Below are 13,003 nucleotides of genomic sequence, written 5' to 3' on the forward strand. Positions count from 1 at the left end.
GGGTTTTTCCGTTAACGGAAAAACCGGGTCCGTCGACTCATCCGCCGCCCTTACCCCTTGGCGTAGCCCATGGCCTGCAGCGCCACCTTGATCTCGTCCAGAATGGCCGGATCGTCGATCGTCGCGGGCAGCTTGAACTCTTCGCTGTCGGCGATCTTGACCATCGTCGCCCGCAGGATCTTGCCTGATCGGGTCTTCGGCAGACGGTCCACCACGGCGCACAACTTGAACGCCGCCACCGGACCGATCTTGTCGCGCACCAGCTTCACACATTCCTTGGTGATCTCATCATGGGGCCGGTTCACACCCGTGGTCAGACAGACAAAGCCCATCGGCAACTGGCCCTTGAGCTCATCGCTGACCCCGATCACCGCACATTCGGCCACGTCCGGATGCGCGGCCAGAACCTCTTCCATGCCGCCTGTGGACAGTCGGTGGCCCGCGACGTTGATCACGTCATCGGTGCGCGCCATGATGTAGAGGTATCCGTCCTCGTCGATCATGCCCGCATCACCGGTCTCGTAATAGCCGGGGAAGTGCGACAGGTAGGATTTACGGAACCGGTCCTCGGCATTCCAGAGCGTCGGCAACGTGCCGGGGGGCAGGGGCAGCTTGACCGCAATCGCACCCAGCTCGCCCGGTTTCATCGGGTGGCCCGCTTCGTCAAGGATCTGCACGTCGTATCCCGGCATTGGCACGGAAGGTGAGCCGATCTTGACAGGCAGCGCCTCGATCCCCGCTGGCATACCGGCGATGGTCCAGCCGGTTTCGGTCTGCCACCAATGGTCATAGATCGGTTTGCCCGTGACGCGCTGCGCCCATTCGATGGTGTCCGGGTCCGCCCGCTCTCCAGCCAGATAGATCGCGCGCAGGCAAGAGATGTCGTATTTCTTGACGAACTCGCCTTTCGGATCGTCCCGCTTCACCGCGCGGAAGGCGGTGGGGGCGGTGAAGAAGCTGCGCACCTTGTGATCGGAAATCACCCGCCAGAAGGTGCCCGCATCGGGCGTGCCCACCGGTTTGCCCTCGAACACGATGGTGGTGTTGCCGTGAACCAGCGGCGCGTAACAGATATAGCTGTGGCCCACGACCCAGCCCACATCCGACGCCGCCCAGAACGTGTCACCGGGATCGACATTGTAGATGTTCTTCATCGTCCAGTTCAGCGCCACAAGATGCCCGCCGGTGTGGCGGATCACGCCTTTCGGCGCGCCTGTGGTGCCGGAGGTATAGAGGATATAGGCCGGATGGTTGCCCTCGACCGGCACACATTCGGCGGGTTCGACACCATATTGGAAGCCATGCCAGTCAAAGTCGCGGCCCTCTTCCAGATGCGCGACTTCCTGCTCGCGCTGGAAGATGACGGTGAAATCGGGCTTGTGCGTCGCAAGGTCGATGGCCCCGTCAAGCAGCGGCTTGTAATGCACCACGCGACCGGGCTCCAACCCGCAGGAGGCAGCGATGATCGCCTTGGGTTTCGCGTCGTCGATGCGGACGGCGAGTTCGTTGGCGGCAAATCCGCCAAACACCACGGAATGGATCGCGCCGAGCCGCGCGCAGGCCAGCATCGCCTCTAGCGCCTCGGGGACCATCGGCATGTAGATGATGACGCGGTCGCCTTTCTCGATCCCCTTGGCGCGCAGCGCACCGGCCAGACGGGCCACGCGGTTGCGCAGTTCGGCGTAGGTGATCTTGTGCAGGGTGCCGGTGATCGGGCTGTCATGGATGATCGCGACCTGTCCGCCGCGCCCCGCTTCGACATGGCGGTCGACCGCGTTCCAGCAGGTGTTGGTCAGACCGTCGGCGAACCATTCGTAAAGATCGTTGCCCTTGTCAAAGAGCGCTTTGCTGGGTTTGCGGTCCCAGTCAATCGCCTCGGCGGCCTGCATCCAGAACCCCTCGGGGTCGGATTTCCAGCCCTCGTACACCTCTTGGTAGCCCATCCCGATCTCCTCCTGTGACGTGTTGGCATTGGGGTACGGCGCGCGGGCCGTTGCGGCAAGTCTTGCGATCCTCCGCGCGGCAGAAGGCCGCAAAAACTTTGCAGTTTTGGCGCTATCAGATTGCAAACTTTTGCAAACTCCACCCCATTATGCAGAGATGCTTTTCAGGGATTGCGATTTTGCAAAGTTGCAAACTTGGATGTGCAAACTCTAAGGGCCTGAGTTGGGAGACTCACAACTGATCGCGGGGCGTTGCCAGAAGGCCAAGGCCACGGGCGGACTGGATGGACAGCAGGCCGCTGGGCAACCCGTTGGCGTTCTGGTAGCGGCGCACCGCCAGACGGGTCGGGACATCCATCACCCCGGTGACCGGTCCCCGGTACAGCCCGCGCGCGTCCAGCGCCCGTTGCAGGGTCGAGATCAGGTCGGGTGTCAAAGCGTCCGGGCAGGGGACTTCGAAGATCAGTTCTTGCCGTTCCCGTTTGATCACCTGCACGGTTTCAGTGCGGAACCGTTTGGGCGCGACTTCGACCTGCCGCGTGACGGTTTCCAGTTCGGCAGGGGCCACGTCGCGCACCCAGCATCCGTCCGGGTTGACGCCCGGTGGCGCGGGGATCTGGGCCGAGGCGAAATCGGGCACCGGCACCTCGGTGCCATCTTCCCCGTAGTCGAGCGGTCCCGTACAGGCGGCAAGCGCGGCCAAAGCCACTGCCCACAGAGCCCGGATCGCTGACGGGAGGAGGGTCACTGAGAATGTGCGCCTGTTTGCCTGTTTCTTCTTGCGCGCAGTCTAGCCTGTTTGTGGGTCTGGCGAAAGCGCCTCTGGCGGGGCCTCGGCTGCGGGGGCCAGAAGCTGGTCCAGCAGGGGCGAGATGTCCTCGATCACCTCGGCGATCACATGGATCACGTCACCTTCGCTTTGCAGCCGCCCGGTGACGCGCAGCATGCGCCCGGCGATCACCGCGCGGCGGTAGCGTTCGTAAAGCTTGCGCCAGACGATGATGTTCACCGTTCCGGTCTCGTCTTCCAGCGTGAGGAAGATCACGCCCTTGGCGGTGCCGGGCCGCTGCCGCAGGATCACCAGCCCCGCCACCGTGATGCGCGCATTGTCGGGCGGCAGGCGCAACTGGTCGGCCCTGAGGCAAGAGGGCGGACGCGGCCAGTCGGTTTGGGCAGGGCGGGGGGTGATGACACGCATGAGAACAAAAATAGAACATTTGCCAAGGCGTGCAAGCCCGCAGTTTCCGCAGATTTCGGATCGCTTCGGAACGCTTAATCCGGCCTTAAGGACGGAACGCACGCCCATGTGGGAGTGTCAGGGCAGACAGTAACACAGACCGATGAGGGCACCATGGCTTATTTCGACACACGCAAGACCGCACGCACAACCACGGCAGTCGACGTTCAGAGCGTTTTTGACCGTCTGGTAAAATTCATCGCGGCCCGCGTGACAGCAATCACCACGCGCCCCGGCACATCCCCCGATCAGATCGTCGCGGCCCAGCATCGTGCCGAAGCGCACCGCCGGGCTGTCGACAAGCTGATGCGTTAATCCTCGGGAAAGCCGTTGGCGCGCAGGGCGGCGACAACGGTTTCACGATAGAACGCGCTATGATTGGGCCGTGTACGGATAAATGTGGCAACACTCATGTCCGGCACCTTTTGGCGGAACCACGATGCCATCTTCTGCGACTTTTCAAAGTCACCCATTTTCCAGGCACAGCCCATCAGCCCCAGTTGGATCGTTGCAAATTCGGGATATTGCAAGAGAGCTTCTTCGTAGTATCGCGCGGCGGTCTCAAGGTCCTGTTTCTGAAAATAGGCGTTCGCGATCCCTGCGGTTGTCACCCCGATATTCGGGTGCAAGGGGCTGATCCGAATGGCCCGTGTCAGATGGGCAATCGCGTCTTCGTCCTGGCCCAGATAATTGTGCACCCATCCCAAGAACAAAGCGATGGTCGCCGAGTTCGGGTTCATTGAATTGGCTTGTTTGACCGCGATGAGACCTGTTTCAGGGTCCTGACCGATATACGCGATGTAATGCCCGGCAGCAGCCAATGCGAAAGGATCATCCGCGCCGCTGTTCAGAACGTCCCTCGCGACGGGCAGCGCGGCTTGCGCTTGTTCAAAAGACCACCAGCGCGTTGCAAAGGACCCCGTATGCGCAAAGCAATAAAGCCCCTTTGCACGTGTGAATCCTGGGTCAAGCACAAGCGCTTGCTCTAGAAGGGCCATACCGGTTTCAAGATCGGACAAGGTGTTCTGCCGCATCACCAGAGGTGCCGCTTGCATGCACAGATCATAGGCCTGCAGGTTCTCGGTGGGCTTTGATTTGGCGCGTGCGGCTTCGGCCCAGATCATCTTGGGCTCAATTGCGCCTGCCACCTGTTCCGCAACCGTGTCCTGAAGATCAAAGATATCGTCAGTTGTGCCGTCGAACCGCTCTTGCCAGATCAACCGGGCGGACGTGGCCTCGACCAGTTGTGTGAAGATACGCAGACGATTGCCCGCCTTCTGAATGCTGCCCTCAAGCACATATTCAACGCCAAGCTCTTGTCCGATCTGTGCCAAATCGACAGCCTTGCCGCGATACGTAAAGGTGGACGTGGTTGACACAACAAAGAACCCCGAGACACGCGCAAGAGCAGATGTGATTTCATTCACGATCCCATCCACGAGATACCCGTTGGCGTCGTCTCCTGTCAGGTTGGCGAAGGGCAGAACGGCCAGCGACGGGATGTCCGGAACGCTTTGGGTCGTTTGCGGCATTTGCGCAGAGTCGCTGTCCCCGCCCAGCGTGAACTTGTAGCCAACACCGGGAACCGTTTTTATGGCCTCTTTCCCAAGAGCCTTGCGCAACCCCGCGATCTGGACGGTGAGGTTGCTTTCCTCGACCAGCACACCGGCCCAGACATGATTGAGCAATTCTTCCTTGGTGATGACGCGCTCCGGATTGCTCGACAGAAAGGCCAACACATCAAACGCCCGTGCCCCCAGCGTGATCGGCTCACCGTTAAGCGTGACACTGCGGGTGGTGTCGTTGATCTGCAAAGCGGTCATCTGCGGGTCCAGTATTGTTTTCAAGACCCTAACCGCAGAACGCAGGTTGCGCCAACGGGTTTGCACTTTCCCATTGGCGCGGGGTCTTAATGGCTGTCAAAGAACGCTGCAACGTCGCTCGTGATCTTGGCATGCTCTGCTCTTCGGGCCTCACGGCCTTCTTCGCAGACAAAGGCGTCGTCCGGTTCTTCCTCTTTCAGGATCGCCAGACCGTTTTCGGTGCAGACCCCCAGAAAGTCGAAATGTGCCAGACCGGCAGGCTCGATATAGGTGGTCAGGTCAGCGGGCAGTTCGGCCACCAATGCACGGGATTCCACATCCAAATCCAACCCGGAATTGGTGACGGGCGCGCCATAGACCAGCATCGGTGTCTCAATGGCCCCAAGGCTGTCGGTCGAAAAGGTCTGTGTGCCACCCAGATCAAAGACCGCAAACGCCTTGATCCGGTCATCAGACAGATTCTGAGCGATGGCATTTCGGTCTTCGGGCGACTTGGCCACGTCCCAGCGATCGAAGATGCCACAGACCAGATCGTCAGGCATGGCGGTGCAGAACGCATCGAATGTGCCAGCGTCGAACCGACCCCCGGCCAGTGCCACCGCAGTGAACCCACCCAGCGAATGGCCCGCCATATAGATGCGGTCCGGGTCGATCAAACCCGCCATGGCATGCGCGCCGGTCAGGTGATCGATGGTGCGCGAGATGTCTTTTGGCCGCTCCCAAAGCGCGCGCTGGTGATCCGGGTCACGTTGAAAGGTCGAGGTGCCGGGATGGTCAATGGCGGCCACGATATAACCCTCGGCCACCAACCGTTCCGCCAGCCACGCCTGATTTCGGGAGTTGCCGAACATGCCGTGAGACAGCACGACAAGCGGATAGGTGCCTTGGGACGGAGCGGCATTGGGCGCCACGCGAATAGGTTCCCAAACGGCGTTGCCATGCGCCGGCTCGGTGGGTGCGTCTGCCGCGGCCGGATACCAGACAAACCCGTCAAGGTGCCGGGTGCCATCTGTGTCCCTGATCTCGAGCGGGGTCATGCCAGTGGTGGCGGGTTCTGCGGAAAATGCCGTGGATGCCAGCAGGGCGGACATCAAAGCGGCGAGACGTATGTTCTGTGTCATGGTTCGGGGCCTTTCGTGACGCAAGGGGTGATGCCCCTGAGATTGGCCAAAGCGGTAATTCAAACAACGGCTTGCACCCCTGTCCGCTGTCCTTGATCATGATGCAGGACAGTACCGACATGATATAGGACAGCCATGCAGGGTGATCTGGCCACGTTCCCATTACCGATCCTGACATTTCTGCTGTCCTCGGTGGCCAGCGGCCTGATTTGGCGCGCGCATCTGGGACAGGTCTGGGCCAACCGATTCTTCGCCAGCTTCTTTCTGGTGCTTGCGGTAGGGGCACTGATGGTGGGGCTGCGGTTCGGATACGGGGTTGACCAGTTCATCCCGCTGCAACGTGCGCTGCCGCTGTTTGCCGGACCACTGGTGTATCTGGGGTTTGCCTGTTTCGCCGTCGGATCCGGCCGCGTCCCGCGCTTGGCGCTGATCCACCTCGGGATCGCCGTTCTGATTGTCGCCGTCGCGCCAATTGCCTTTGCGGACCTGCTTGACCTCGATGTGATCGTGGCACTCAGTTACTTGGTCTATGCCGGTCTGCTTCTGCGTCTTTGGGGACGCGGGCCAAACGGATTGCCCCATGCGCGGATCGAAAGCGCGACGGCGCTGCGCCGCTGGATGCTGGGCGCGGTTGCGCTTCTTGTGGTGTTTGCACTGGCGGATACGGCCATCGCCCTCAGTTTCGCGGCACAGCGCACGGGTGATGCGATGTCGCTGATCTCGGCCGGGGCTGTGGTGATGGCAATGGGCTTGATCGTGGTGATCGTGACCGTGTCCAAAGGAGGGGGGCGATTCACCTCGCAGGTCACGGTTGTGCGCACGAAGCCAGAGCCTGATGCGGATGCGCTGGAGGCCCGGACACGGGCTTTGCTTCTGGACACACAGCTTTATCTCGACACAGAGTTGACGGTGGATCGCTTGGCCAAACGTCTGCAGGTGCCGTCCCGCGCGCTGTCCTTGGCGATCAATCAGGTCAAAGGCATGAACGTGTCGCAATATGTCAATGATTTCCGGCTGGACCATGCTGCCAAGCTGCTGGCCGAAGGGCAGGGCAGCGTGGCCGAGGTGATGGACCAGTCCGGGTTTCTCACCCGGTCGAATTTCTACCGCGAATTCCAGCGCCGGTTTGACATGACACCTGCCGCCTATCGCGATGTGGCAAAGCGGGGTCAGTCGGGCATCTGATCGTCGGTCCAGCCGGTGTCTGCGTCTTCGTCGGCGACCAGCATCACCGCGAGGGTGCCCGACGGGCGGTGTAGGCGCACGTCCGAGGAAAAGCCCAGATCGCCCCCGGAATGCCCGACCACATCGCCATCGACTTCGACGCCCATGCCGTAGCCTTCCCCAATCGGGTCTTGCGTCATCATGCCAAGCAGGTCGGGCGGCAACAGCGTTTGGTCAATGAACAGAGCGCGATAGAAGCGCGCCACGTCCCGCGCGGTCGAAATCACGCCACCATCGCCAAAGCCGGCAGCTTGGTAATAGGCGCGGACCTCGCCCGGGGCATCGGCAAAGATGTCCGGCAGGGGGCGGCTGCCAAAGACGAAACTGTCCGTCATGCCTGCGGGGCCAAACACCTCGCGCTGCAGGGCTTGCGCATAGGTCTGGCCGGTCGCGTCTTCGAGGATCAGGCCAAGCAGCACGTAATTCGTGTTGGAATAGTCGAACCCGCGACCGGGACCAAACAGCGCAGAGTCTCCGAATGCGTAGCCAAGCGCGGTGGCGGGGGTTTGCAGGCTGGGATCGTCCAGCGCATCCTCAAGGTAGTCGTCGGTGTAATAGTCCGGCAGACCAGAGCTCATCGTGAGCAGGTGGCGCAGGGTGATCCTGTCCAGCCCGCCCAGCCCCTTGGCGATGTTAGGCGCAACCCAGTCGACCGCAGGATCGTCAAGCCGCAGATCCCCCCGTGCCACACGGCGCAGCACCGCAACGGCAGTCATCGTCTTGCCAACCGAGGCGATGGCAAAGGCCGTGTCGGGGGCGGCGTTTTGGGTGTCTGCCCTGCTGTCACCGGCGCGTTCAAGATAGCGCACGACGGGTGCGTCCTGCGCCAGGGCCGGTCCTGAAAGCGCCAGCAGGATCGCGCAAGCCGTGATCCCGCGCCGTGTCATCTGCATGATCTGCATCTGCGTGGCCTTTTCCTCCAAATCGCTCCAATAGGGTCAGATGGCCATGTCGCGCCCCGCGCGTAAAGTCCTGACAGGGATTTGAGGTCGAATGGGGCTGGCGGGTTCGATCCAGCCGGACTAGGTATGTGACGATTTCTGAGACGGAGAGCGCTGTAATGGCAAAAATCACCTATATTGAGCATGGCGGCACAGAGCATGTCGTGGACGTGGCCAACGGTCTGACCGTGATGGAAGGCGCACGCGACAATGGCATTCCGGGCATCGAGGCGGATTGCGGCGGCGCCTGCGCCTGTTCGACCTGTCACGTCTATGTGCATCCCGATTGGGTGGGCAAACTGCCGCCGAAGGAAGACATGGAAGAGGACATGCTGGATTTCGCTTACGAGCCGAACCCCGAGCGGTCGCGTCTGACGTGCCAGCTCAAGGTGACCGATGCGCTGGACGGGTTGATCGTTCAGATGCCGGAAAAGCAGATCTGATCATGCGTTTGGCCGGTGTCGTGGCGTTGGTGATGGGACTGGCGTCACACGCCATGGCGCAAGAAATCGTGTCGGCGCGTTATGACGGGCCGACCACACGTTACCCGCACGGTGTGCTGGGCGACGATATCGAATATGACACATTGGTGGTGCGGCTGAGCGACGGACGCGAAATATCCGCGCGCTGGGCGCAGGACATCGTGTTCGAGGATCTGTCGCCGCGAGTTATGGACGTGGATGGTGATGGGGCACCCGAGGTGGTGGTGGTGGAAAGCCACGAGACCCAAGGCGCGCGGCTGGCCATCTGGGGTATCCGGGATGGCGCGCTTGCCCAGATCGCGGCAACACCGCATATCGGAACCCGCTTCCGCTGGCTTGCCCCGGTGGCGGTGGCCGATCTGGATGGCGACGGGCGGGTGGAACTGGCGTATGTCGACCGGCCGCATCTGGCCAAGGTGCTGCGCGTCTGGCGGTACAGGTCGGATGGGGACTTGACCCAGGTGGCCACGGCAGAAGGCTTGACCAATCACAGGATCGGCTGGGATTTCATCGCGGGTGGCCTGCGCAATTGCGGGCAGGGGCCTGAGATGGTGCTCGCGGATGCCGGCTGGGCCAACGTGGTTGCTGTGCGTCTTGCGGACGGCGCGTTGACGCAGCAGGTGTTGGGCGCATATTCGCCCGACGCTTTGGAGCGCGCCTTGGGCTGTTGAGCGGGAAGCGCCTTTTGAGGCGCTTTGGCACCGCGGTTCGAAACGCGGCTTTCAAGCCAATTCGAATTGGCCTCGCGCGTTTTCGAAAACGCGGCCAAGGGCGGTCGACCGCCCTTGGTGCCTGTGTCAAAGCTGGGACATGACCTCGTCCGAAGCTTCGAAATTGGTGGTGACGCGCTGCACGTCGTCATCGTCTTCCAGCGCATCCACCAGTTTCATCAGCGATTGCATCGCGTCGAGATCCAGCTCGGTTGTGGTGGTCGGCTTCCACACCAGCTTGGTCGAGTCGGATTCGCCCAGTTCCGCCTCAAGTGCCGTGGCGACCTCGTTCAGATCGGTGTCGGCGCACCAGATGATGTGACCATCCGCGCTGCTTTCCACGTCCTCGGCACCGGCTTCGATCGCGGCCATCATCACCGTGTCCGCATCGCCGACGCTGGCGGGGTAGGTGATTTCACCCTTGCGGTCGAACATGAAGCCGACCGATCCGGTCTCGCCCAGGTTGCCGCCGTTCTTGGTGAAGGTCGAGCGCACGTTCGATGCGGTGCGGTTGCGATTGTCTGTCATCGCCTCGACGATCACCGCAACGCCGTTCGGGCCATAGCCCTCGTAGCGGATTTCCTCGTAATCCTCGCCATCGCCGCCGGTCGCCTTCTTGATGGCGCGTTCGATGTTGTCCTTGGGCATCGATTGCGACTTGGCTTCCTTGATGGCCAGACGCAGGCGCGGGTTCTTGTCGGGGTCCGGGTCGCCCATCTTGGCAGCGACGGTGATTTCCTTGGAGAACTTGGAGAAAAGCTTGGCGCGCACCGCGTCCTGACGACCTTTGCGGTGCTGGATGTTTGCCCATTTGGAATGGCCGGCCATGGTGTCCTGTCCTTGATTGTCGGATGTCCAGAAGTTTGCGGGTCTTTAGCGCAGAAGGCGGGCCGGGAACAAGTTGCGTTTTCGGGATTTGCGCACTGGGTCGGGTTGGGTATGAGGAGGGCATGAAACCGTTTCTCATTCTGCAATTGCGTCCCGAGGCCGAGGCCAGCGATGGCGAATACGCCGCTTTTCTGGAAAAAGGGGGCCTGACCGACGCGCAGGTCCATCGCGTCTGTCTGGACCGGGAGCCGCTGCCCGAGGGGCTGCAGCTGGCTGACTACGCCGGAGTGATCGTCGGGGGCGGGCCGGGCTGCGTGTCCGACGATCCCGCCACCAAGGACCCGGTCGAGGCGCGGATCGAGGCCGAGATCCTCTCGCTCATGCCCGAGATCACGGAACGGGACGTGCCGTTCATGGGGTGCTGTTACGGCATCGGTATTCTGGGGCATCATCTGGGGGCCGAGGTGTCCAAACGGCGCTATGGCGAACCCGTGGGTCCGGTGACCTGCCGGGTGACGGTTGAGGGTGCGGTGGACCCGCTTGTGGCCGGGTTGCCGGGCGCCTTCGACGCGTTTGTCGGACACAAAGAGGCGGTGCAGGACTTGCCCAAGGGGTGCGTTCATCTTCTGGCATCCGACCCGTGCCCCTACCAGATGATCCGCTACGGTCAGAACGTCTATGCCACGCAGTTCCACCCCGAGGCGGATGCGGGTGTGTTCGAGGACCGGATCCGCATCTACCGACACAAGGGCTATTTCGCGCCCGAGACCGCCGATGATCTGATCGCCATGTGTCATTCCAGCGATGTGACGGTGCCGGTCGAAATCCTGCGTCGCTTCGTGGCCCGCTACGGCGGGTGACGTTTCCGTCGACGGAAACGCCCGATGCGTCGACGCATCGGACGCCCTAGAGCGGCCAGATCAGCGGAATGAGCGCCGAGGCCAGCATGCCCACGGTCAGGTTCAGCGGCACGCCGACTTTCAGGAAATCCGCAAACGAATAGCCTCCTGGGCCGTACACCAGAGTGTTGGTCTGGTAACCGATGGGTGTGGCAAAGGCGCAGGACGCGGCCACCATCACCGCCACCACCAGCGGGCGGGGGTCGATCCCCAACGCCTGCGCCAGCCCGATGGCGATGGGTGTCACAACCACGGCCACCGCGTTGTTGCTGATCAATTCGGTGAGCAGGCTGGTGAGCAGATAGATCGCCCAGACGATGGCCCAGGGTGGCAGGTTCATCATGTAAGGTGCGAGGCCCTCGACGATCAGCGTGACCGCACCCGAAGCCTCCAACGCGGCACCAATGGCCAGCATGGCGAAGATCAGCGCGAGCAGTTGGCCTTCGACAAAGGAAAACGCCTCGTCCGAATCCACACATTTTGTCAGCAGCACGACGGCAACAGCGATGATCGCCAGTGCAAGGATCGGCGCCACGCCAAACGCCGCCAGCAGGACCAGCCCCGCCAGTGCCGCGATGGCGATGGGGGCGTGGCTGCGGCGGTAGGCACGGGCTGAGGGTTTGGCCACATCCACGAGGTTGAGTTCCTCTGCCATGCGCTGGATGTCCTCGGGCGCACCTTCGAGCAGCAGCGTGTCGCCGACGCGCACCACCAGATCATCCAACTGTCGCCCGATATTCTGGTTCCGCCGGTGCACCGCCAGCGGGTAGACGCCGTAGCGTCGCCGCAGGCGCATCGCACCGAGGCGTCGGCCCACCATCTTGCAGACGGGTGTGATCAGCACTTCGACCGTCGTGGTCTCCACCGCCGACACCTGATCCACCCGGCGCAGTTCCTTGTTCCGCTGCAGGCTCAGCAATTCGGTCATCTGCGTGCGCAAAACTACACGGTCGCCCACCTGCAGCGTCACGCCATCAAGGTTGCGCCGCAGCGAGGCGTCGCCCCGGATCACGTCGATCAGGCGCACCCCGTCGCGTTTGAACAGCTGCACGCCCTGCACCTCGCGGCCGATCAGGTTGCTGTCCGGCGGGATCACCGCTTCGGTAAAGAACTTCATCTTCGACCGGTCCGACAGCATTGCCGCCATGCTGGTGCGTTCCGGCAGAAGGTAGCGGCCAAAGGCCCAGAGATAGAACATACCCCAAGCGATCAGCACGACCGCAAGGGGCGTGACTTCGAAGATGGTGAACGGCTCCAAGCCCTGCGCGCGGGCGACACCGTCGACCAGCAGGTTGGTGGATGTGCCGATCAGCGTCAGCGTGCCGCCAAGGATCGCGGCATAGCTCAGCGGGATGAGCAGTTTCGACGGGGCCAGCCCCAGTGTTTTGGCCAGTTGCACAAAGAGCGGCAGCATGACCACGACCACGGGTGTGTTGTTCATGAAGGCCGAGGCCACGATCACCACGCCGATGATCCCTGCCATCGCACGTTTCGGGCTTTTCTCGACCGCAGATTGTGCGGCCGTGGTGAAAGCCGCCAAAGCACCCGTGCGCACCAAAGCCCCCATCACAAGAAACATCGCCGCGATGGTCCAGGGCGCGGGGTTCGCCAGCACTGCCAGCGCGTCGGCATAAGGAAGCACACCTGTCGCCAGAAGGAACGCCACGCCGCCGATGGCCACCACCTCGGTCGGGTAGGTCTCGCGCACGAACAGCGCGAACATCACCGCGACGGTGCCAAGGGCCAGCATTGCCTGCGTGGTTTGGTCGAGATCGATCAGCGCGGTGAGCACTTT

Annotated in this window: 13 protein-coding genes; 5 read left to right on the forward strand and 8 right to left on the reverse strand. The window is 62.1% G+C overall.

Features of this window, described 5'->3' with window-relative positions; translation table 11 throughout:
• Positions 1 to 50 precede the first annotated feature (50 nt).
• The 3 genes from prpE to ACMVPR_RS02145 all read right to left on the reverse strand — a co-directional run bounded on the left by prpE (position 51) and on the right by ACMVPR_RS02145 (position 3,141).
• The gene (prpE, locus tag ACMVPR_RS02135; protein ID WP_416881504.1) at positions 51 to 1,943 is read right to left on the reverse strand and encodes a propionate-CoA ligase PrpE; all 1,893 of its coding nucleotides are present in this window, start codon (positions 1,941 to 1,943) and stop codon (positions 51 to 53) included.
• Between the two features lie 232 nt (positions 1,944 to 2,175).
• Positions 2,176 to 2,691: a peptidoglycan-binding domain-containing protein gene (locus ACMVPR_RS02140; RefSeq protein ID WP_300583147.1), complete on the reverse strand. Its 516-nt coding sequence runs from the start codon at positions 2,689 to 2,691 to the stop codon at positions 2,176 to 2,178.
• Positions 2,692 to 2,733: 42 nt separating this feature from the next.
• A complete protein-coding gene (locus ACMVPR_RS02145) occupies positions 2,734 to 3,141 on the reverse strand; it encodes an OB-fold nucleic acid binding domain-containing protein (protein ID WP_300583144.1) in 408 nt (135 codons plus the stop codon).
• A gap of 153 nt (positions 3,142 to 3,294) precedes the next feature.
• On the opposite strand from ACMVPR_RS02145, the gene ACMVPR_RS02150 reads away from it, so the two are divergent.
• Entirely contained in the window at positions 3,295 to 3,495 is a 201-nt protein-coding gene (locus ACMVPR_RS02150; RefSeq protein WP_416881505.1) for a hypothetical protein, read from the forward strand.
• On the opposite strand, the gene ACMVPR_RS02155 is transcribed toward ACMVPR_RS02150, so the two are convergent.
• Together ACMVPR_RS02155 and ACMVPR_RS02160 are read right to left on the reverse strand one after the other, a co-directional pair.
• A complete protein-coding gene (locus tag ACMVPR_RS02155) occupies positions 3,492 to 5,003 on the reverse strand; it encodes a winged helix-turn-helix domain-containing protein (RefSeq protein ID WP_416881506.1) in 1,512 nt (503 codons plus the stop codon). The two genes, ACMVPR_RS02150 and ACMVPR_RS02155, sit on opposite strands and share 4 nt — an antisense overlap.
• An 86-nt stretch (positions 5,004 to 5,089) precedes the next feature.
• A complete protein-coding gene (locus tag ACMVPR_RS02160; protein WP_416881507.1) occupies positions 5,090 to 6,124 on the reverse strand; it encodes an alpha/beta hydrolase family protein in 1,035 nt (344 codons plus the stop codon).
• 135 nt (positions 6,125 to 6,259) lie between these two features.
• On the opposite strand from ACMVPR_RS02160, the gene ACMVPR_RS02165 reads away from it, so the two are divergent.
• Positions 6,260 to 7,309, forward strand: coding sequence for a helix-turn-helix domain-containing protein (locus tag ACMVPR_RS02165; protein WP_416881508.1), 1,050 nt, complete (start codon positions 6,260 to 6,262; stop codon positions 7,307 to 7,309).
• Here ACMVPR_RS02165 and ACMVPR_RS02170 read toward each other — a convergent pair.
• Entirely contained in the window at positions 7,294 to 8,250 is a 957-nt protein-coding gene (locus ACMVPR_RS02170; RefSeq protein ID WP_416881509.1) for a serine hydrolase domain-containing protein, read from the reverse strand. The two genes, ACMVPR_RS02165 and ACMVPR_RS02170, sit on opposite strands and share 16 nt — an antisense overlap.
• Positions 8,251 to 8,408: 158 nt before the next feature.
• Between ACMVPR_RS02170 and ACMVPR_RS02175 the strand changes: the two genes are divergently transcribed.
• Positions 8,409 to 8,732: a 2Fe-2S iron-sulfur cluster-binding protein gene (locus ACMVPR_RS02175; protein WP_292266749.1), complete on the forward strand. Its 324-nt coding sequence runs from the start codon at positions 8,409 to 8,411 to the stop codon at positions 8,730 to 8,732.
• Positions 8,733 to 8,734: 2 nt separating this feature from the next.
• Positions 8,735 to 9,442 (forward strand): FG-GAP repeat domain-containing protein, encoded by a 708-nt coding sequence (locus tag ACMVPR_RS02180; protein ID WP_416881510.1) that lies wholly within the window; start codon positions 8,735 to 8,737, stop codon positions 9,440 to 9,442.
• A gap of 126 nt (positions 9,443 to 9,568) precedes the next feature.
• Here the strand turns inward: ACMVPR_RS02180 and ACMVPR_RS02185 are convergent, their stop codons facing one another.
• Positions 9,569 to 10,309: a YebC/PmpR family DNA-binding transcriptional regulator gene (locus ACMVPR_RS02185; RefSeq protein ID WP_292266744.1), complete on the reverse strand. Its 741-nt coding sequence runs from the start codon at positions 10,307 to 10,309 to the stop codon at positions 9,569 to 9,571.
• 122 nt (positions 10,310 to 10,431) lie between these two features.
• Between ACMVPR_RS02185 and ACMVPR_RS02190 the strand changes: the two genes are divergently transcribed.
• Positions 10,432 to 11,169, forward strand: a complete 738-nt coding sequence (locus tag ACMVPR_RS02190; RefSeq protein WP_416881511.1) for a glutamine amidotransferase — start codon at positions 10,432 to 10,434, stop codon at positions 11,167 to 11,169.
• Between the two features lie 46 nt (positions 11,170 to 11,215).
• Here ACMVPR_RS02190 and ACMVPR_RS02195 read toward each other — a convergent pair whose 3' ends face one another.
• Entirely contained in the window at positions 11,216 to 12,958 is a 1,743-nt protein-coding gene (locus tag ACMVPR_RS02195; RefSeq protein ID WP_416884603.1) for an SLC13 family permease, read from the reverse strand.
• Positions 12,959 to 13,003: the final 45 nt, after the last annotated feature.

It is taken from the genome of Marivita sp., assembly GCF_048006345.1.
Lineage (GTDB): Bacteria > Pseudomonadota > Alphaproteobacteria > Rhodobacterales > Rhodobacteraceae > Marivita.

Excerpts from the sequence above, each read along its gene's own strand:
- prpE (WP_416881504.1), bottom strand. The coding sequence starts at position 1,943 with ATGGGCTACCAAGAGGTGTACGAGGGCTGGAAATCCGACCCCGAGGGG.
- ACMVPR_RS02145 (WP_300583144.1), bottom strand. The coding sequence starts at position 3,141 with ATGCGTGTCATCACCCCCCGCCCTGCCCAAACCGACTGGCCGCGTCCG.
- ACMVPR_RS02150 (WP_416881505.1), top strand. The coding sequence starts at position 3,295 with ATGGCTTATTTCGACACACGCAAGACCGCACGCACAACCACGGCAGTC.
- ACMVPR_RS02155 (WP_416881506.1), bottom strand. The coding sequence starts at position 5,003 with ATGACCGCTTTGCAGATCAACGACACCACCCGCAGTGTCACGCTTAAC.
- ACMVPR_RS02160 (WP_416881507.1), bottom strand. The coding sequence starts at position 6,124 with ATGACACAGAACATACGTCTCGCCGCTTTGATGTCCGCCCTGCTGGCA.
- ACMVPR_RS02165 (WP_416881508.1), top strand. The coding sequence starts at position 6,260 with ATGCAGGGTGATCTGGCCACGTTCCCATTACCGATCCTGACATTTCTG.
- ACMVPR_RS02170 (WP_416881509.1), bottom strand. The coding sequence starts at position 8,250 with ATGCAGATCATGCAGATGACACGGCGCGGGATCACGGCTTGCGCGATC.
- ACMVPR_RS02175 (WP_292266749.1), top strand. The coding sequence starts at position 8,409 with ATGGCAAAAATCACCTATATTGAGCATGGCGGCACAGAGCATGTCGTG.
- ACMVPR_RS02180 (WP_416881510.1), top strand. The coding sequence starts at position 8,735 with ATGCGTTTGGCCGGTGTCGTGGCGTTGGTGATGGGACTGGCGTCACAC.
- ACMVPR_RS02185 (WP_292266744.1), bottom strand. The coding sequence starts at position 10,309 with ATGGCCGGCCATTCCAAATGGGCAAACATCCAGCACCGCAAAGGTCGT.
- ACMVPR_RS02190 (WP_416881511.1), top strand. The coding sequence starts at position 10,432 with ATGAAACCGTTTCTCATTCTGCAATTGCGTCCCGAGGCCGAGGCCAGC.
- ACMVPR_RS02195 (WP_416884603.1), bottom strand. The coding sequence starts at position 12,958 with ATGCTGGCCCTTGGCACCGTCGCGGTGATGTTCGCGCTGTTCGTGCGC.